Source organism: Actinokineospora sp., assembly GCF_052390155.1.
Taxonomy (GTDB): Bacteria; Actinomycetota; Actinomycetes; order Mycobacteriales; family Pseudonocardiaceae; genus Actinokineospora.
In genome coordinates, this window is the sequence record NZ_JBQTHF010000037.1 from 15596 (window position 1) to 33329 (window position 17734).

General features: G+C 71.1%; 17 protein-coding genes and 1 tRNA gene. 11 read left to right on the forward strand and 7 right to left on the reverse strand.

Translation table 11 applies throughout. From position 1 onward, the window contains the following. The first annotated feature begins 68 nt into the window (after positions 1-68). Positions 69-1721, forward strand: coding sequence for a bifunctional 3'-5' exonuclease/DNA polymerase (locus ACT4N7_RS14415; protein ID WP_444829215.1), 1653 nt, complete (start codon positions 69-71; stop codon positions 1719-1721). A 203-nt stretch (positions 1722-1924) separates the two neighbouring features. On the opposite strand, the gene ACT4N7_RS14420 is transcribed toward ACT4N7_RS14415, so the two are convergent. The 3 genes from ACT4N7_RS14420 to ACT4N7_RS14430 form a co-directional block, all read right to left on the reverse strand. Further along, positions 1925-3088 carry a lactate 2-monooxygenase gene (locus tag ACT4N7_RS14420; RefSeq protein WP_444829216.1) on the reverse strand — a complete coding sequence of 388 codons (1164 nt, stop codon included), beginning with the start codon at positions 3086-3088 and terminating at the stop codon, positions 1925-1927. A gap of 60 nt (positions 3089-3148) precedes the next feature. Next, entirely contained in the window at positions 3149-3592 is a 444-nt protein-coding gene (locus ACT4N7_RS14425; protein ID WP_444829217.1) for a hypothetical protein, read from the reverse strand. Between the two features lie 87 nt (positions 3593-3679). After that, positions 3680-4678, reverse strand: coding sequence for a tetratricopeptide repeat protein (locus tag ACT4N7_RS14430; RefSeq protein WP_444829218.1), 999 nt, complete (start codon positions 4676-4678; stop codon positions 3680-3682). A gap of 137 nt (positions 4679-4815) precedes the next feature. Here ACT4N7_RS14430 and ACT4N7_RS14435 point away from each other — a divergent pair, with 137 nt between their 5' ends. Continuing rightward, positions 4816-6012 carry a multidrug effflux MFS transporter gene (locus ACT4N7_RS14435; RefSeq protein WP_444829219.1) on the forward strand — a complete coding sequence of 399 codons (1197 nt, stop codon included), beginning with the start codon at positions 4816-4818 and terminating at the stop codon, positions 6010-6012. Here ACT4N7_RS14435 and ACT4N7_RS14440 read toward each other — a convergent pair. Continuing rightward, positions 6005-7237, reverse strand: a complete 1233-nt coding sequence (locus tag ACT4N7_RS14440; protein ID WP_444829220.1) for an NAD(P)/FAD-dependent oxidoreductase — start codon at positions 7235-7237, stop codon at positions 6005-6007. The two genes, ACT4N7_RS14435 and ACT4N7_RS14440, sit on opposite strands and share 8 nt — an antisense overlap. A gap of 161 nt (positions 7238-7398) precedes the next feature. On the opposite strand from ACT4N7_RS14440, the gene ACT4N7_RS14445 reads away from it, so the two are divergent. Beyond that, on the forward strand, positions 7399-7602 hold the full coding sequence (locus tag ACT4N7_RS14445; RefSeq protein ID WP_444829221.1) for a hypothetical protein: 204 nt from the start codon (positions 7399-7401) through the stop codon (positions 7600-7602). Between the two features lie 2 nt (positions 7603-7604). Here the strand turns inward: ACT4N7_RS14445 and ACT4N7_RS14450 are convergent, their stop codons facing one another. Beyond that, positions 7605-8981, reverse strand: a complete 1377-nt coding sequence (locus tag ACT4N7_RS14450; protein ID WP_444829222.1) for a hypothetical protein — start codon at positions 8979-8981, stop codon at positions 7605-7607. Between the two features lie 321 nt (positions 8982-9302). On the opposite strand from ACT4N7_RS14450, the gene ACT4N7_RS14455 reads away from it, so the two are divergent. The 4 genes from ACT4N7_RS14455 to ACT4N7_RS14470 all read left to right on the forward strand — a co-directional run bounded on the left by ACT4N7_RS14455 (position 9303) and on the right by ACT4N7_RS14470 (position 12452). Further along, the gene (locus ACT4N7_RS14455; protein ID WP_444829223.1) at positions 9303-9668 is read left to right on the forward strand and encodes a glycine-rich domain-containing protein; all 366 of its coding nucleotides are present in this window, start codon (positions 9303-9305) and stop codon (positions 9666-9668) included. 76 nt (positions 9669-9744) lie between these two features. Beyond that, positions 9745-10380 carry a class I SAM-dependent methyltransferase gene (locus ACT4N7_RS14460; RefSeq protein ID WP_444829224.1) on the forward strand — a complete coding sequence of 212 codons (636 nt, stop codon included), beginning with the start codon at positions 9745-9747 and terminating at the stop codon, positions 10378-10380. A 75-nt stretch (positions 10381-10455) separates the two neighbouring features. Next, on the forward strand, positions 10456-10953 hold the full coding sequence (locus ACT4N7_RS14465; protein ID WP_444829225.1) for a PH domain-containing protein: 498 nt from the start codon (positions 10456-10458) through the stop codon (positions 10951-10953). Continuing rightward, entirely contained in the window at positions 10950-12452 is a 1503-nt protein-coding gene (locus ACT4N7_RS14470) for a PH domain-containing protein (RefSeq protein ID WP_444829226.1), read from the forward strand. The genes ACT4N7_RS14465 and ACT4N7_RS14470 overlap by 4 nt, the downstream gene beginning before the upstream one ends. A gap of 1 nt (position 12453) precedes the next feature. On the opposite strand, the gene ACT4N7_RS14475 is transcribed toward ACT4N7_RS14470, so the two are convergent. Together ACT4N7_RS14475 and ACT4N7_RS14480 are read right to left on the reverse strand one after the other, a co-directional pair. Then, positions 12454-13932, reverse strand: a complete 1479-nt coding sequence (locus ACT4N7_RS14475; protein ID WP_444829227.1) for a glutamate--cysteine ligase — start codon at positions 13930-13932, stop codon at positions 12454-12456. A gap of 40 nt (positions 13933-13972) precedes the next feature. Continuing rightward, a complete protein-coding gene (locus ACT4N7_RS14480; protein WP_444829228.1) occupies positions 13973-15508 on the reverse strand; it encodes a helicase HerA-like domain-containing protein in 1536 nt (511 codons plus the stop codon). A gap of 119 nt (positions 15509-15627) precedes the next feature. On the opposite strand from ACT4N7_RS14480, the gene orn reads away from it, so the two are divergent. The 4 genes from orn to ACT4N7_RS14500 all read left to right on the forward strand — a co-directional run bounded on the left by orn (position 15628) and on the right by ACT4N7_RS14500 (position 17612). Further along, positions 15628-16236, forward strand: coding sequence for an oligoribonuclease (gene orn, locus ACT4N7_RS14485; RefSeq protein ID WP_444829229.1), 609 nt, complete (start codon positions 15628-15630; stop codon positions 16234-16236). Positions 16237-16310: 74 nt separating this feature from the next. After that, positions 16311-16383 (forward strand) — tRNA-His (locus ACT4N7_RS14490). A gap of 174 nt (positions 16384-16557) precedes the next feature. Continuing rightward, positions 16558-17331, forward strand: a complete 774-nt coding sequence (locus ACT4N7_RS14495; RefSeq protein ID WP_444829230.1) for a S1 family peptidase — start codon at positions 16558-16560, stop codon at positions 17329-17331. A 68-nt stretch (positions 17332-17399) separates the two neighbouring features. Beyond that, positions 17400-17612 (forward strand): RNA-binding S4 domain-containing protein, encoded by a 213-nt coding sequence (locus ACT4N7_RS14500; protein ID WP_444829231.1) that lies wholly within the window; start codon positions 17400-17402, stop codon positions 17610-17612. Positions 17613-17734 lie beyond the last annotated feature (122 nt).

A 17734-nucleotide genomic window follows, 5' to 3' on the forward strand; every position in this document is an offset into this window, starting at 1 on the left:
CCCCCAGAACCTACTGGCGAGTCGGTGATGGCCGCACCCTGTCGGTGCCATGGCGCAGAATGCGGGGTGTGCGGGTCGTGGTGGTGCCGGAGAACGAGGGAGCCGGTCGGGCGCGGGTGCTCGACGCGCCCGGCGAGCCGGTGCGGATCGCGAACCTGGCCGCCTGGATGGCCGAGGTGGAGGCGCGCGAGGCGCCGCGCTGGGTGCTGCCCGCGGCCGACGAGCTGTACCCGGCGCTGCTGCACGCGGGCGTACGGCTGGGCCGGTGCCACGATCTCGCGCTGGCCGAGGGCATCCTGCTGGCTTTCGAGGAGCAGCCGCGGCGCCCGCGCAACCTCGGCGCGGCCTGGGCGCGCACCCGCGGCCTGGCCGAGCCGCCCGATCCGCGGCCGCTGGTCCGCGGCGAGCAGCCAACGCTGTTCGAGGCCGACCGCGGCACCGCGCCTGCCGGGGCCGACCCGCTCGACGCCGCGGTCGCGGTGCTGGCCGACCAGGAGCGGCGGCTCGCGGCCACCGCGCACCCGGACCGGCTGCGCCTGCTGGTCGCCGCCGAGTCGGCCGGGGCGCTGGCGGCGGCCGAGATGACCCATCACGGCCTGCCCTGGCGGGCCGACGTGCACACGGCGTTGTTGACCGACCTGCTGGGCCCGCGGCCCGCGCCGGGGGCGCGTCCGACGAAGCTCGCGGTGCTCGCCGAGCGCATCACCGCCGCGTTCTCCGGGCGGTCGGTGAACCCGGACCACCCGCCGGGCATCGTGCGGGCGTTCGCGCGGGAGGGCATCGAGATCCCGTCGGCGCGGGCGTGGGTGCTCAAGGAACTCGATCACCCGGCGGTGGCGCCGCTGCTGGAATACAAGGAACTGGCCAGGCTCTACGTCGCGCACGGCTGGTCCTGGCTGGACAGTTGGGTCCACAGTGGACGGTTTCGGCCGGAGTACGTCGTCGGCGGCGTGGTCTCGGGCCGCTGGGCGACCCGGGGCGGGGCGGCGCTGCAACTGCCGCGCGCGCTGCGCACCGCGGTGCGGGCCGATCCGGGCTGGGCGCTGGTGGTGGCCGACGCGTCGCAGTTGGAGCCGCGCGTGCTCGGCGCCCTGTCCGGCGACCGCCGGTTCGCCGAGGTGTCCGCGTCCGCCGACCTCTACACCAGCCTCGCCGCCGACGCCTTCGACGGCGACCGCGGCCGGGCGAAGATCGCCATGCTGTCGGCGATGTACGGCGGCACCAGCGGCGCGGCCGGGCCGCTGCTCGCGGTGCTGCGTAAGCGTTTTCCCCAGGCGGTGGAGTATGTCGAGCAGGCTGCCCGCGCGGGCGAGGACGGCCGCGTGGTCCGCTCGCGACTCGGCCGCACCAGCCCGCCGCCGAGCGAGTCCTGGCGCGAGCTGACCTCGGACACCGACACCGAGCAGGCCGAGCGCCGCAGCCGCCAGGCCGCGCGGGACTGGGGCCGGTTCACCCGCAACTTCGTCGTGCAGGCCAGTGCGGCCGACTGGGCGCTGACCATGCTGGCCACCCTGCGCCGCACCCTCGCCGCGACGTCGGCGCAGATCGTCTTCTTCCAGCACGACGAGGTGTTGGTGCACTGCCCGCAAGCGCTGGCGGCCACGGTGTCCGCGGAGATCACCGCCGCCGCACGGGAAGCGAGCGACCTGGTGTTCGGCGACACCCCGGTCCGTTTCCCACTGGAAGCGACCACAGTGGACTGTTACGCCGACGCCAAATAGCACGTCAGGGCGGCATCACCGCGCTATCAGCCATCGGAACAACGATCCCCGCCAAGCAGGCACCCGAATGGAGACCGAGGCAAACCCCCACCCACCTCGGGGGGCTGCCCTGCTCCAGTCTATCGGCCATCGGGGGTTGGCGGGGTGGGCGCGGATTTCTGTGGATGGTTCAGGTGGGTGTGGACAACCTCGTGCCGCGGTGGTCAGACGTGGCGGAGCGAGTCCGGGCCGACGTCGGCGATCGTGCGGTGCCCCGAAAGGCCCAGTGTCAGGTCGAGATCGGCCAACACGCCGCGCACGACGTGGCGGATGCCGGTTTCGCCGCCCAGTGCCATTCCGTACACGTACGGCCGTCCCAAAAGGACGGCCGACGCGCCGAGGGCGAGTGCCTTCAGCACATCGGCGCCGGTCCGCACGCCGGAGTCGAACAGCACCGTCAGCCGGTCGCCCACCGCGGCGGCGATCTCCGGCAGCGCGTCGAGTGCCGCGATCGCGCCGTCGACCTGGCGGCCGCCGTGGTTGGAGACGACGACGCCGTCCATGCCCGCGTCGGCGGCGCGGCGGGCGTCGTCGGGGTGTTGGATTCCTTTGAGGACGATCGGGCCGTCCCAGTGTTCGCGCAGGAACGGCAGTTGGTCCCAGCGCTTGTCGGTGCCGGTGAACATCGACACCCAGCGCAGCACCGCCATCGGCTGGTCCTCCTGCGGCGATTTCGCCAGCCCGGCAAGAAAAGCGGGGTCGGTGAACGCGTTGGCCACGCCGGTCGCGCGCAGGAACGGCAGGTACGCCTGGTCGAGGTCACGCGGGCGCCACGCGAGCGTCCACGTGTCCAGGGTGACCGCGAGCGTGCTGTACCCGGCCCGCTTGGCGCGCTCCAGCAGGCTCGCGCACACCTCCGGCTCGTTCGGCCAGTAGAGCTGGAACCACCGCGGCCCGTCGCCGTTCGCCTCGGCGACGTCCTCCAGCGAGTACGACGACGCGGTGGACAGCACCATCGGGACGCCCAGCGCGGCGGCGGCGCGGGCGGTGGCGAGTTCGCCGTCAGGGTGCACGATCGACTGGACGCCGACCGGCGCGAGCAGCACGGGCGCGGGCATCGGCGTGCCGAGCACGGTCACCGACAGGTCGCGGGTCGTGGCGTCGGTCAGCATGCGCGGCACGATGCGCCGGCGGGCGAACGCCGCGCGGTTGGCGAGCACGGTGTCGCCGGACCCGGCGCCGCCCGAGACGTAGCCGAACGGCCCGGGCTCCATCCGGTCCCGCGCCACGTCCTCCAGCCGCGTCGGGTCGGTGGTGAACGGCGGCACGTGGTCGGCCAGGCCCTGCAGGTAGATCTCGTTCTGGTAACCGGCGTGCTGACCAGCCATCGTCGTCCTCACCGTCGCGGGTTGTCAGGACGCCGAGTCTGGCACCACCCGCGGGCGAGGTCAGCCCCGCGGACCCAAGTTCTGCGGCGGGTACTGCTGGCCGGGCGGCGGGTAGCCGGGCTGCGGGGTGAACGGCTGCTGGTAGCCGGGCGGCGGACCGTAACCCTGCGGCTGCTGGGGATAGCCGTGCTGCGGATAGCCCTGCGGCGGGAGACCCTGCTGGGGGTAACCCTGTTGCGGGTATCCCTGCTGTGGATAGCCCTGCGGCGGCGACTGCGGGTAGCCGGGCTGACCGGCGACCTGCTGCGGCGCGGCCGACTCGGCGGGGTTCTTCTGGAACGCCACCAAGAGCACGGCGATCAGCACACCGACGCCGCCGATCGCCAGGCCCGCGGCGGGCTGCCACGGCTCGGCCCACGAGACGATCGTGAACTGGAAGTCGGTGAAACCGAGCAGCACGGAGCCGAACCCGATCACCATCAGGAAACCACTCAAACCGCGCATGATCTTCCCCTAGCGAGCGACAGTCTGGACCACCCCGGACCGGCGCCCGACCACCGATCGATTCCCCCGTTGGAGTGAAGGCACACCCTAACGGGCCGGTACTCGCATCCGCCATAGGCCGTACCAGCCCAGCACCGCCGAGGCGAGGGCGAAGATCAGCGCGGGAGTCAGCAGCTGCATTCCGCGCGCCCCCAGAGCCAGCGCCACTGTCCACACCGCGAGCAGCACCTCCCCCAGCACCAACAGCGCGGCCGTGGTGGTCAGCAGCGGTTCGCGACGGGCCAGCAGGCGCGGCGGCGGCCGGGATTCCCTGGGCATGGCGAGCACGGCCGTGGCCGCCATGCCCAGCACGGTCAGCAGCAGCGCGAGCGCGAACCAGACCAGCAGCGGACTCGGCCGCGGCAGCCCGGCGATCATGAGGACGAACGAGCCCACCGCGAGCCAGCCCGAGCACCGCCGCAGCACCAGCCACAGCGAGATCCGCTGCGCACGGCCGAACGCGGGCTCGGCGCGGCCGCGACTGGCGGATCGGACCCCGGCGAGCTTGCCCAGTTCGGCACGCACCAGCGGGTTGCCGGGGTCGAGCCGCAGGGCGTCCGAGTACGCGCGCTTGGCCAGCGGAAACTCCCGCGCCCTGGCCGCCGCGCCGCCGAGCACCTCGTGCACGCGGGCCTCGTCGGGCGCGGTCTGCACGGCGCGCAGCGCGGCGTCGAGCGCCTCTTGCGGCGACACCGGCCCGAGCGCCTCGGCGAGCGCGACGTGCCCACGCCAGTCGTCCGGGTCGCGTCGGGTGGCCTCGCGCGCGGACACCGCGGCCTCGTCGTGCCTGCCGAGTTCGGTCAGCGCGAGGCTGGCGAGGCGATGCGCCCAGGAGCGCTCGCCCAGGGTGATCGCGCGCTTGGCCGCGTTCAGGCAGAGTTCCGGCTCGCCCGCGTCGAGCAGCGCGGCGGCCAGCCTGCACCAGGCGCCCGAATGGTCGGGATGCGCGACCAGGACGGGGCGCAGCAGGGTGATCGCGGCCTCGGGCCTGCCCTCGGCGGTCAACTGCGCGGCCTCCGCCAGCACGGCGTCGATCGGCTCGGCCATGGCATCCTCCCCGCCGTGTCGCCCGCCAGTGTGTCAAGCGGCCGGTGCGACCGCGCGCCGACCCGGTGATCAGCGCTTTCGGCATCGATCCAGGTCAAGCACGCCGACGCGGGCCCCGATCTCACTAGACTGATCGGGTGGACTCCCCGTCGCGGTCGATGCGGGTCCGGCTCGCGTTGATCCTCGGCGGGATGACCGCGTTCGGCCCGCTGTCGATCGACATGTATCTGCCCGCGTTCCCCGTGATGGCGACGCAGCTCGGCACCGGGCAGTCGCAGGTTCAGCTCACCCTGACGGCGTTCATGATCGGGCTCGCGGCGGGGCAGGCGGTGGCCGGGCCGCTGTCGGACTCGTTCGGCCGCCGACGGCCGCTGCTCGTCGGACTCGTGCTCTACACCGCCAGCTCACTGCTCTGCGCGATCGCCCCGTCGGTGTACGCGCTGGCGGGTCTGCGGCTCGCGCAGGGGCTCAGCGCTGCCGCGGGGATCGTGATCGCGCGCGCCGCGGTGCGGGACCTGTTCTCCGGGGTGGCGATGGCGCGGTTCTTCTCGATGCTGATGCTGGTGGGCGGCCTAGGACCGATCCTCGCGCCGGTCATCGGCGGCCAGGTGCTGCGGTGGACGTCGTGGTCGGGGATCTTCGTGGTGCTGGCCGGGTTCGGCGTGCTGCTGCTGGTGGCCGCCGGGCTGGCCCTGCCCGAGACGCTGCCCGTCGACCGCAGGCGCCCGGCGCGTCTGGGCCGGACGCTGCGCACCTACCTCGACATCGCGGCCGACCGGACGTTCCTGGCCTACGCGGCGGCGGCGGGGTTCGTGCTGGGCGCGATGTTCGCCTACATCGCCGGGTCGTCGTTCGTGCTGCAGGAGATCCACGGCCTGACCCCGCAGCAGTACAGCCTGGTGTTCGGCGCGAACGCGCTCGGCATCGTGGCGGTGGCGCAGCTCAACGGCCTGCTGCTGCGGCGGTTCCCGCCGCGCGGCCTGCTGATGGTCGGGCTGGTGACGTCCGCGCTCGGCGGCCTGGCGGTGCTCGCGGCGGTGACGCTGGCGCTGGGTCTGCCATGGCTGCTGGCGGGCCTGTTCGTCGTGGTCGCCAGCGTGGGCGTGGTGACGCCGAACTCGACGGCGCTCGCGCTCGCCGATCACGGGGAGCGCGCGGGCACGGCGTCGGCGCTGCTGGGCGTGCTGCAGTTCGCGATCGGCGGGCTGGCCGCGCCGCTGGTCGGCCTCGGCGGCACGGGCACGGCGGTGCCGATGGGTGTGGTGATCGCGGTGCTGTCCCTCGGCGGCCTCGCCTCGATCGCGCTGGCCCGGGTGCCGAGCCCGGTCAGGTGAGGTCGGCCAGGTCCGCGTTGCGCAGGTCGTCGGGCGACACCGCGGCCTGGATGTCCACGAGGGCTTGGAGCGCGTCGCCGTCGTCCCACTGGTTGACGTTCATCGCGGCCAGCACCCGGCCGCCGCGCGTCCAGAACGCGGTGAACTCCGCCGCGGCCAGGTCGCCGCGCACGACCAGGTCGTCGGTGAACGGGTTGGCCAGGCCGCGCACTTCCATGCCGAGGTCGTACTGGTCGGAGAAGAAGTACGGGCTCGCGGTGTAGGGCTCGGCGCCGCCCAGGAGAGTCCCCGCGACGTGCGTGCCCTGGTCTTTGGCGTTGGCCCAGTGCTCGACGCGCACCCGCCTGCCGTAGCGGGGATGGAAGTGCGCGGCGATGTCGCCCACCGCGAACACGTCGGGCGCCGACGTGCGCAGGCTCGCGTCGACGGCGACACCGCCGCCGGGCACCGAGTCGCACAGTTCGAGCCCGGCGGCCTTCGCCAACTCCACCCGCGGCGCCGCCCCGACACCGACGACCACCACCTCGGCGGGCAGCACGGTGCCGTCGTCGAGTCGGACGCCGGTGACCACGCCCTCGTCGCCGACGAACCCCGCGACGCCCGTACCGAGCCGCCACGTGACGCCGTGGCGCGCGTGCAGGTCGCGGAAGACCTCGGCCACGGTGTCGCCGAGGGTGCGGTGCAGCGGCAGCGGCAGCGGGTCGATCACGGTGACCTCGGCGCCGTGCTTGCGCGCGGCGGCGGCGACCTCGCAGCCGATCCACCCGGCGCCGACGATCACCACTGGCACCCCGTCGCCGAGCACGTCACGCAGGGCGAGCGCGTCGTCCAGGGTGCGCAGCGTGCGCAGTCCGGCGAGCTCGGCGCCGGGCACCGGCAGGGTGCGCGGGGCGCAGCCGGTGGCGAGGACGAGCCGGTCGTAGCCGTGCCGCGTGCCGTCGCCGTCGACCACCACCCGCTCGCCCAGGTGCAGTTCGCGAACGTCCGTGCCGGTGTGCAGGTCTATCCCGCGTTCGGCGTAGAAGCCCTCGTCCCGAACCCAGTCGGGCTCGTCGGCGTCGCGGAGCAGGATGCCCTTGGACAGGGCGGGAAGCTCGTAGGGCGAGCGCGGATCACGACCCAGCAGCACGACGTCGCCGGTGAACCCCTGCTCGCGCACCGCCGCCGCGGCGGAGGCACCCGCCAACCCCGTGCCGACGACGACGATCCGGTGCGGTTGTGCCATGCCGACCTCCCGTGAACCCGGTGCACGACACTAGTCCTCGGCCGGGTGTGACGCTTCCCGGAAAATCATGAGAAGTCATCGCTTCTGCCGTCACGTCTCGTTACGGTCTCCGTCAACTCAAGTGACAGGCGAACAGCTTGGGGTTCGAGAGGGTGGGCACAGTGAACAGCCACAGGGAGTGGTCGATCGGCTGCCGCGACATCGCGGGGCGACGGCGCGAGGTCACCGTCTTCGTCCGGCAGGGGCGCGTGGTGCTGGTGGCACCGCCCGGTGAGACCGCGGTCTTCACCCCCCTGGACATCGGCCGCCTCCGCGCCGCCCTGCGCGACGCCGTCGTGGACGCCTCGGTGGAACCCGAGCAGTGACCTCAGGTGGCGAGGAACTCGGAGATCCGCTCCTCGACCTGACGGGCCCCATGCTGCCGTGCCCTGCGTCGCAACCCCCGAACCCGCTCCACAGTCCGCTCCGAAGACAACACACCCACCGCGTCGAGCGCCTCGGCGGTCACCGTGTCGGCCTGTTCGAACTCCCGCAGTTCGAGATATCCCGCGGCGATATGGACCCGCGTCTTGGCCCGCGAAGTGGCCCGGCCCGCGGGAAGCGTGGACAGCGCTCGTTCGAGCAGGGCCACGCCCTGACGCGGGCGACCGGTATCCCGCAGGCACTGACCGATATCGGAGTCCAGATCTACTTCGCCGTAGTGCCCGAGCCAGTCCGGTTCGTCGCCAGGCCCCCGATCGAACGCTTTGCGCGCGGCGTCGAGCGCGTCTGTCGCTCCCCGCGGATCACCGACCAGACTCAGCCCGCGAGCCTCGATTGCGTGGAGGTAGGCCGCCACGGCCGGGGTCGCGTCGCCGCCGATCACCTGGAGGGCGGATCGGGCCAGGGCGGCGGCGTGCTGCCCGTCGCGGCCCGCGTCGACGACATTCGTGCCGACGTCGATGGTCACCCGGCTCATCTCGGCAAGCACGTTTGCCCCGAACGACCGGTCTCCGGCACGCATCGCCAGACCGAGCGATTGGGTGTAGTACTGCTGACCGAGCGCGTGACGGCCACTGTCCACGGTGGTGAGACCGGCGAGGAAAGTCGCCTCGGCAAGAGTCGCGGACAGCGCGCAGCCCACCCGTTCGCCATAGGTTCCCTCCCGCATCAAGCGGGACTGCTGGTGTACCAACTGCACGACCTGAGTGCGGACCCGACCGCCGCCGTGGCGGCGGTGCAGCTGCTCGAAGTGCCTTACGGTCTCCCGCAGCACCTCCACATCGCCCATGCCAATCCGCGATACACCCACCCGCGAGAATTCGCTGGCGGGCGACGAGGTCAACGCAAGCCAAGCGGGTTCGGCGAACGCGGCGGCAGCGAAGGCCGAGCCGACCATGAAGTTGCGCCGGTTGAGATCCCGACCCGACAGTTCCGCCACGGTGGCGATAGTGCCATCAATCGTGGGCGAGGTCTGGAACCCGTTGAACGTGTCGCCCATCGGCGCACGATCGGCGAAGCCGCAATCGGGGACTGCTACGTGGTAGCCCAGATGTCGGGACAGCACAGTCGCCACCAGGCGCGGGACCGGCCACCGCGGTTGACAACCGTCCAACATGCGGCTGACCGACGTCGCCGTGGTGCCGAGGTGTATTCCTTCCGCCGCGCCTGCCCGGACAACCCCCGACGCCAGCGCGGTGTTGCTCAGGTCGGCGTCGATCATCAGCGCGCGGAGCGTGGGATTGCCCGTTGATCCGGCGGCCACCTGGTCCTCCCCCGAATGTGCAGTCAGCCGATCGCTCACAGTAGCGCTCTCAGTGTCGTTATCACCGGAACTTCGTAAAGTGAGAGGTAAGTGCGACCCCGTGCGCGAATCGGCAACTCAGCTTGGCCATCGCGACTGTCATGCGGGGTGAATTGGCGCTTCGCTGAGGACGGCTCCATCACAACCTCAGAGAGGATCACCATGACCACAATTGAGCTCGTCACCTGTCCATCGCTCGCGCCCGACGGCCCGGCAGTCCAGGTCCGAGATCCCCGAACCTGTGTGTCACAAGGTGTGTGGGAGCGAGAGGTCCGACTCATCATGCGCGACCACGCGATGGACCGAGACTTGGCCGAACGCACATTCGCCCAGACCGTCGCCTATCTGGTGACCTCGGCCGAGAACCCCGACACTCCCATGGGACCAACCCCCGCGGTGGACAAGGGTGTTCACACCTTCGTACTCGACACGCCCCGCTACTGGAACTTCTGTCTAGAGCACGCGGGGATCTATCTGCACCACGTGCCGCATCTGCCCGAGGAGCGGGCCGCACAACCCAAGGTTCTGAGTAGCACGATCCAGGCCATCAGGGAGGCCGGATTCCGGTTGGACAATGAACTGTGGGATGCCCGGGACGTGAACTGCCACCAGTGCTACGCGTGCTGCTCCGGCAGCCCGAAGAAGTGACGAACCAGCGATACGATACCTCGCCTCGCGTCCAGTTCGACGGGCGCGAGGCGAGGCTGGGTGGGAGGCTCCGCGGGTGATCACAGCGGTCGAGGCATGGGAGCGCTTCGCGGGGAAAGCGCAGCCACGTAGAGACGTCAACGGGGCCGGTGCCACGACCTGGTTCAACTGGACCCAGTACCCCGACCACGGGCCGAACGAGTCCGTACTCGGCGACCTGCGCGGCCGAACTGTGCTGGAACTGGGCTCGGGAGCCGGGTCGAACCTCGCCCACCTGGCCACCCTGGGCGCCCTCTGTGTGGGCGTGGACCTGGCCCCAAGCCGGGCGACAACCGCCAAGCAGACCTGGGGGCACCTGGCGAATCTGGAGTTCGTGACCGCCGACGTCGTGGACTTCCTCACCACCGCGTCGACCCGGTTCGACGCGGTGTACTCGATCTTCGGGGCAGTCTGGTTCACCGACCCGGCGATACTCCTGCCGCTGGTACGCGACAGCATGCACCCCGGCGGGCGGTTCGCGTTCGCGCATCTGCCTAAGCTGGACGACCAACCCGGCGCCACCGACCGGGCGGTCAGAAAACGGCACCACTCCGCCGAACAGTGGGTGCGGTTGCTCACCGACTCGGGGTTCGACGCCGTGACCGCCGACATCTTCCCCGCCCCAGCGGCCGATCAGCCGGGAACGCTGATCGTCCGCGCACTGGCCAAGTGAGTCCACTTGGGGCTTGGCGGCGGGTAGTCCCGAGGGGTGACGTCGGCTGATTCGGGGGCGGGGCAGACTGGCGTGGTGAGCAACGGCAACCTGCGGCTGCGCGCCCCCGCGAACCTGGTCAGCAAACGGGCCATCGTGCACTGGACACTGCGTGCGGCGATCTTCTGGACGATCCTCGTCGTCGGGCAGTGGGTGGTGGTGCTGGTGGCCGACGATCCGCCGGGCTGGCTGCCGGTGACACTGTTCACCAGCCTGGTTGTCGGGCTGGTGCACACGGTCGTCATGCCGCGCTGGCGCTATCGGGTGCACCGCTGGGAAACCACCGCCGAAGCCGTGTTCACCCGCAGCGGGTGGGTCAACCAGGAGTGGCGCCTCGCCCCGGTGTCGCGGATCCAGACGGTCGACACGCAGCGGGGGCCGATCCAGCAGTTGCTCAAACTCGCCACCGTCACCGTGACGACCGCCTCCGCCGCCGGGCCGCTGAAGATCGAGGGCCTGGACGAGGACGTGGCGACCCGTATCGTCGACGAGTTGGCGAGCACGACCCAGGCGACGCCCGGAGACGCCACATGACAGCCCTGCCCGCCGCGCCGGAGTTGGTCGAGCAGACGCCGCAGTGGGGCAGGCTCGACCCGCGCATGGTCGTCGTGCGCCCGCTCAACGAGCTGATCGGCCTGCTACCGCTGCTGTTCGGGCTGGTGTTCATCGGCAACGTGAACACCTGGCGGGTCGTCGCGGGCGTCGGCACCGTGGCGTTGATCGTCCTCTATGGACTCCTGTCCTGGCTGACCACCAAGTACCGCATCACCGAAACCCAGGTGGAACTGCACAAGGGCGTGCTGCTGCGGCAGCGCCGCGCCATTCCGCGCGACCGCATCCGCACCGTCGACCTCACCGCCAAGCTCGGCCACCGGCTCTTCGGCCTGACCGCCGTCCGGGTCGGCACCGGCCAGCAGGAGCGCGTGCCGGGCGAGGGCGTGGTGCTCGACGCGGTCACCGCGGCCGAGGCGGACCGGCTGCGCCAGGTGTTCCTGTTGCGCGGCAACACAGAAGTGGCCGACGAGGCGACGCCAGCGGACGACGGCAAGTCGATTTCCCAGTTGTCGCCCCACTGGTACCGGTACGCGCCGCTGACCCTGTCCGGGCTGCTCAGCATCGGCATCGTGGTCGGCTTCGGGCTCAACCTGGCCAACGAACTGGACTTCGAGTTCTCCGACGTCGCCATCATCCGGCAGGTGTTCGGCTGGGTCACCCGGGCCGACCCGACGACGGTGATCCCGGCGGTCGTCGGCGCGGTGCTGCTGGTGTCGGCGGTACTGTCGCTGGTCGCGTATCTGTTGCAGAACTACCGTTTCCGACTCACCCGGCAGGACGACGGCACGGTCCGCGTCCGGCGCGGCCTGCTCACCACCCGCTCGGTGTCGATCGAGGAGGACCGGCTGCGCGGGGTCGCCCTGCACGAACCGCTGCTGCTGCGCGCGGGCCGCGGCGCTCGGCTCACCGCGGTGAGCACGGGGCTGGGCCAGCAGGGCGGCAGCAGCGTGCTGGTGCCGCCCGCGCCGCGCGGCGAGGCGGACCGGGTGAGCGGCGAGATCCTGCGGGTGTCGCCGACGCCGACCAAGGTCGCGCTGACGCGGCATCCGGCGCGGGCGCGGGTGCGCAGACTCGTGCGCGCGGTCGTGCCCACCGCGGCGGCCACCGGTGTGCTCGCTGTGCTCGCGGCCGCCGCGGACTGGCCCGTGTGGCTGTGGATCGTCGGCGTGGCACTGATTCCGGCGTCTGTCCTCATCGGACTCGATCGGTATCGCAACCTGGGGCACGCGTTGACCGAGCGCTACCTGGTGACGCGATCCGGGTCGCTGGACCGGCGGACGGTCGCGCTGCAGCGGACCGGGATCATTGGGTGGAAGGTCAACCGGACGCTGTTCCAGCAGCGCGCGGGTTTGATCTCGGTCACCGCGATCACCGCCGCGGGCAGCGGCGGATACCCGGTGACCGACGTCGGCGAGAGCGACGGGCTGGCGCTGGCCGACGCCACCGTGCCCGATCTGCTGGCGCCGTTCCTGGAGTGAGTCAGGAGACCGGCCAGGTGTGCACGGGATCGTTGCTGTGCATGAACTTCGCGTACCGCAGGGTCATCTCCCGCAGCGCCTGCTCCCGGTTCACCGAAGTGGACTCCTCCAACGCGCGCACCGTGTCCACCTGCCAGGTGGCGCCGTTGCGGCCGGTGATGCAACGCTGCTCGATCACGTCGAGCAACCGGTCGCGGTCGGCCGGGTCGACGCCCCAGGAGTCGAGGCCGGCGTGCGCCATCGGCAGCAGGCGGCGCAGGACGAGTTCGGCGGCGGGCACCTCGCCGACGCCGGGCCAGTACACCCGCGCGTCGATGCCGTTGCGCGCGGCGGCGTGGAAGTTGTCCTCGGCGGCGGAAAAGCTCATCTGTGTCCACAGTGGACGGTCTTGGTCGGCCAGGGCGCGGACCAGTCCGAAGTAGAGCGCGCCGTTGGCCATCGTGTCGAGCACGGACGGGCCCGCGGGCAGCACCCGGTTCTCCACCCGCAGGTGCGGGCGGCCGTGCACGACGTCATAGATCGGGCGGTTCCAGCGGTACACGGTGCCGTTGTGCAGGCGCAGCTCGTGCAGCTCCGGGGTGTCGCCGCGGGCCAGCACCTCGGCCGGGTCCTCCTCGTCGGTCAGCGGGAGCAGCGCCGAGTAGTACTGCACGTTCTCCTCGAACAGGTCGAAGATCGAGGTGATCCACCGGTCGCCGAACCACACCCGCGGCCGCACCCCCTGCGCCTTGAGCTCGTCCGGGCGGGTGTCGGTGGCCTGCTCGAACAGCGCGATCCTGGTCTCGGCCCACAGGTGCTTGCCGAACAGGTACGGCGCGTTCGCGCCCAGCGCCACCTGGATGCCCGCGACGACCTGGCTGGCGTTCCAGAACTTCGCGAAGTCCTCCGGCGCCACCTGCAGGTGGTACTGCACGCTGGTGCACGCGCTCTCCGGGGCGATCGAGTCGGCCTGGGTGACCAGCCGCTCCGGCCCGCCGATGTTGATCTCCAGGTCCTCCCCGCGGGCGGCGAAGACCTGCTCGTTGAGCAGCTTGTAGCGCGGGTTGGCCGAGAGCGTGTCAGCGCTGATGTGCTTGCGCTGCAAGGTGGGCAGGATGCCGACCATCACGATGTGCGAGCCGACCTTCGCCGCCTTCGCCTCGGCCTCGTTGAGGTCGGTGCGGACCATGTCCTCGAACGCGGCCAGCCCGCCGGGGCCGAGCCGCTGCGGCGGCAGGTTGATCTCGATGTTGAACTGGCCCAACTCGGTCTGGAACGCCGGGTCCGAGATGGCCGCCAGCACCTCGGCGTTGCGCATCGACGGATCGCCCGCGCCGTCGACCAGGTTCAGCTCGATCTCCAGGCCCGCCATCGGCCGGTCGGCGTCGAACCTGGCCTCGGCGAGCATCTGCGCGAAGACGTCCAGACAGCGCCGAACCTTGTGCCGAAACCGCTGGCGGTCCGCCCTGGTGAACTCGGTCGATTCGACATCCTTGCCCATGGCGTCCAGCGTGATCCATCGCGGACCGGAACGCCACCGCTCAGCGCTTGCGGTTGCCGAACACGCCGCGGGTGATCTCCCGGCCGAGCGCGCTGGCCGCCGAGCGGAAGAACGACTTCACCGCGCTGTTGCCCATGACCTTCTCGAAGAACCCCGGCTCGTCCCGCTCCTCGCGCCGCGGCTCCGGCTGCTGCTCGGGGGCCTGCTGCCGCTGTTCGGCGGGCGGGGCCATCTTCTTCGCCATCAGCTCGTAGGCGGACTCGCGATCGATGGACTGCGCGTACTTGCCGTGCAGCTCCGAGGCCGCCGCCGACTGCTTGATCGCCTCGTCGCCGACGGTGTCCATCAGCGACCGCGGCGCGCGCAGCCGCGTCCACGCCACCGGGGTCGGCGCGCCCTTCTCGCTGAGCACGGTGACGATGGCCTCGCCGATCCCCAGCGAGGTCAGCGCCTCCTCCAGCTCGTAGTGCGGCGTCGTCGGGTAGGTCTTGACCGTCTGCGCAAGCGCTTTCTGGTCGTCCGGGGTGAACGCCCGCAGCGCGTGCTGCACGCGCGCGCCGAGCTGCGACAGCACCGCGTTGGGCACGTCGGTGGGCAACTGGGTGCAGAAGAACACCCCGACGCCCTTGGACCGGATCAGCTTCACGGTCTGCTCGATCTGGGCCAGGAACGCCTTCGACGCGTCGGCGAAGAGCAGGTGGGCCTCGTCGAAGAAGAACACCAGCTTCGGCGCGTCGAGGTCGCCCTCCTCGGGCAACTCCTCGAACAGCTCGGCCAGCAGCCACATCAGGAAGGTGGAGAACAGCGCGGGCTTGCCCTGCAGGTTCCCCAGCTCCAGCAGGCTGATCACGCCCTTGCCATCGGCCTGGCGGATCAGGTCCGGCACGTCCAGCTCGGGTTCGCCGAAGAACTCGTCGCCGCCCTGGGCGTCCAGATTGGACAATGCGCGCAGGATCACCCCGGCCGTCGCCGAGGACACCCCGCCGATGCCCTTGAGGTCGGCCTTGCCCTCATCACCGGTCAGGTGGGTGATGACAGCGCGCAGGTCCTTGGTGTCCAGCAGCGGCAGGCCCCGGGAGTCCGCCCAGTGGAAGATCAGGCCCAGGGTGGACTCCTGGGTGTCGTTGAGCCCCAACACCTTCGACAGCAGGATCGGGCCGAAGCCGGTGACCGTCGCCCGGATCGGGACACCGATGCCGCTGGTACCCAGGGAAAGGAACTGCACGGGGAACGCGGTCGGCGCCCACTCGTCGCCGGTGTCCTGCGCGCGGGCGGTGATCTTGTCGTTCGCCGCGCCCGGCTGGGTCAGCCCGGACAGGTCGCCCTTGACGTCGGCCATCACCACCGGCACCCCGGCCGCGGAGAGCTGCTCGGCGATGCCCTGCAACGTCTTGGTCTTGCCGGTGCCGGTGGCCCCCGCGACCAGCCCGTGCCGATTCATCATCGCCAGCGGGATGCGCACCCGCGCCCCGGCGTCGACCTGGCCGCCGACCACGACCGACCCCAACTCGATCGCGGCGCCGGACGTGCCGTAGCCGCCCGCGATCTCCTGTGCCGGACTCGACTGCTCGGCCACGTGCGCCTCCTGATACCCCGGCCGCCAGAACCAGGCGGAAGCCTAGTGGACCGCGGCCGATCCGCACGGTGACCGAGCGAGCGCGGGCGCCGACGGCGTGTCGGACTAAGCTGCGTCGCGTGACGGACCGCCTGGTATGGATCGACTGCGAGATGACAGGGCTCGACCTCGGCAAGGACGCGCTGATCGAGATCGCCGCCCTGGTCACCGACTCCGAGCTGAACGTCCTCGGCGACGGCGTGGACCTGGTGGTGCACGCCGACGACGCCGCACTCGACGGCATGCCCGACGTGGTCCGCGACATGCACGCCCGCTCGGGGCTCACCGAGGCGGTGCGCGGCTGCACGCTGACCCTCGCCGACGCCGAGAAGCAGGTTCTGGACTACGTCCGCACGTGGGTCCCCGAGGTGCGCACCGCCCCGCTGTGCGGCAACTCCATCGCCACCGACCGCGGCTTCATCGCCCGCGACATGCCCGCCCTCGACGCCCACCTGCACTACCGCATGATCGACGTGTCCTCGATCAAGGAGCTGTGCCGCCGCTGGTACCCGCGGATCTACTACGCGCAGCCCGACAAGGGCCTCGCGCACCGGGCGCTGGCCGACATCCAGGAGTCGATCAGGGAGCTGCGCTACTACCGCGGCACCGCCTTCGTCCCGCACCCCGGCCCCACCACCGACGAGGCCAAAGCCGTCGCCGACGCCGTCCTCGGGCCCGCCCGCACATAACCGATTTCTATCCCGCGGACCCGGCACGCTACGATGTTGCCGCGCCAAGGATCACCCGGTCCGCGGCGGGCATGGTGGGTGTAGCTCAGTTGGTAGAGCACCTGGTTGTGGTCCAGGATGCCGCGGGTTCAAGTCCCGTCACTCACCCGGTCGAGGCCGATCCTGTCCACGGACAGGGTCGGCCTTTCGATGTCCCCAACTGGCAACTGGTGAGTGACCGCTGGTAAGTGGGGACGACGTTCGGCGGGTGTTCACGGAGCGTTTGAGTATTTAGTTTCCTTCTGGCACCGGGTCGAGGGCCTCGGTGCGGAAGGAGTTCCGATGAAGGTACGCACCCTGCTCGTGGGCCTGCTCGCCGCCGCGGCGACCGCGCTCGCGGCACCTGCGGCAGCCACGGCAGCGCCCGCGGACGGTCCCCTGACGCCGATGATCGTGGGCGGCGGCAACGCCACCCAGACCTACAGCTTCATGGTGTCCCTGCAGAGCACCTCCGGCAGCCACTTCTGTGGCGGCTCACTGATCAAGGCCAACTGGGTCGTCACCGCCGCGCACTGCGTCCAGGGCCGCTCACCGAGCAGCACCCAGGCGCGGATCGGCACGACCAACCGCACCAGCGGCGGCACCCTCGTGCGGGCGTCGCGCATCATCGTGCACCCGAGCTACCGCGGGCCGTACGACATCGCGCTGGTGCAGCTCAGCAGCAGCGTTTCGCAGGCGCCGGTGAAGATCGCGAGCACGTCCGGCGCGGTCGGCACCCCGACCAGGATCATCGGCTGGGGCCAGACCTGCCCCGTCCGCGGCGGCTGCGGCGCGCCGACGATCCTGCAACAGCTCGACACCTCGATCGTCAGTGACGGCGAGTGCGGCGGCATCAGCGGCTCGATCGAGATCTGCACCGACAACCCCCGCAACAACTCCGGCGCCTGCTACGGCGACTCCGGCGGCCCGCAGGTCAAGGTCGTCAGCGGGGCGTGGCAGTTGATCGGCGCCACCAGCCGCTCCGGCGGCGGATCGCAGTGCGCCGTCGCCCCGTCGATCTACACCGACGTGGTGGCGCACCGCTCGTGGATCCAGCAGTACACGGGCGCGCTCTAGCGTGGTCGGTCGCGGCCCCCGCCCGGTCCCGGGTGGGGGCCGCGGCGCGTTCGGAGGATGATGAACCCATGCGGGACATTGAGATCCGGGACGACATGATCAGGCTGGGGCAGTTGCTCAAGCTCGCGGGCGTGGCCGAGGACGGCGCGCACGCCAAGGACCTGCTCGACGCGGACGCGGTCGCGGTGAACGGCGAGCCGGAGACCCGCCGCGGCCGCCAACTCCACCCCGGCGACGTGATCACCGTGGGCCGAGACGAACTCCGGGTCGCGGGCCGCTAGGCAGTGTCTCGAAGTCCGTACCGGTCAACATCGGCAGTGATGCGCGGTCTCGGCGTGTCGTTGATCAAATAGGCGAGGTCTCCGGTAGATCGATCAACGACCAAGAAGATCGAGAACACCGG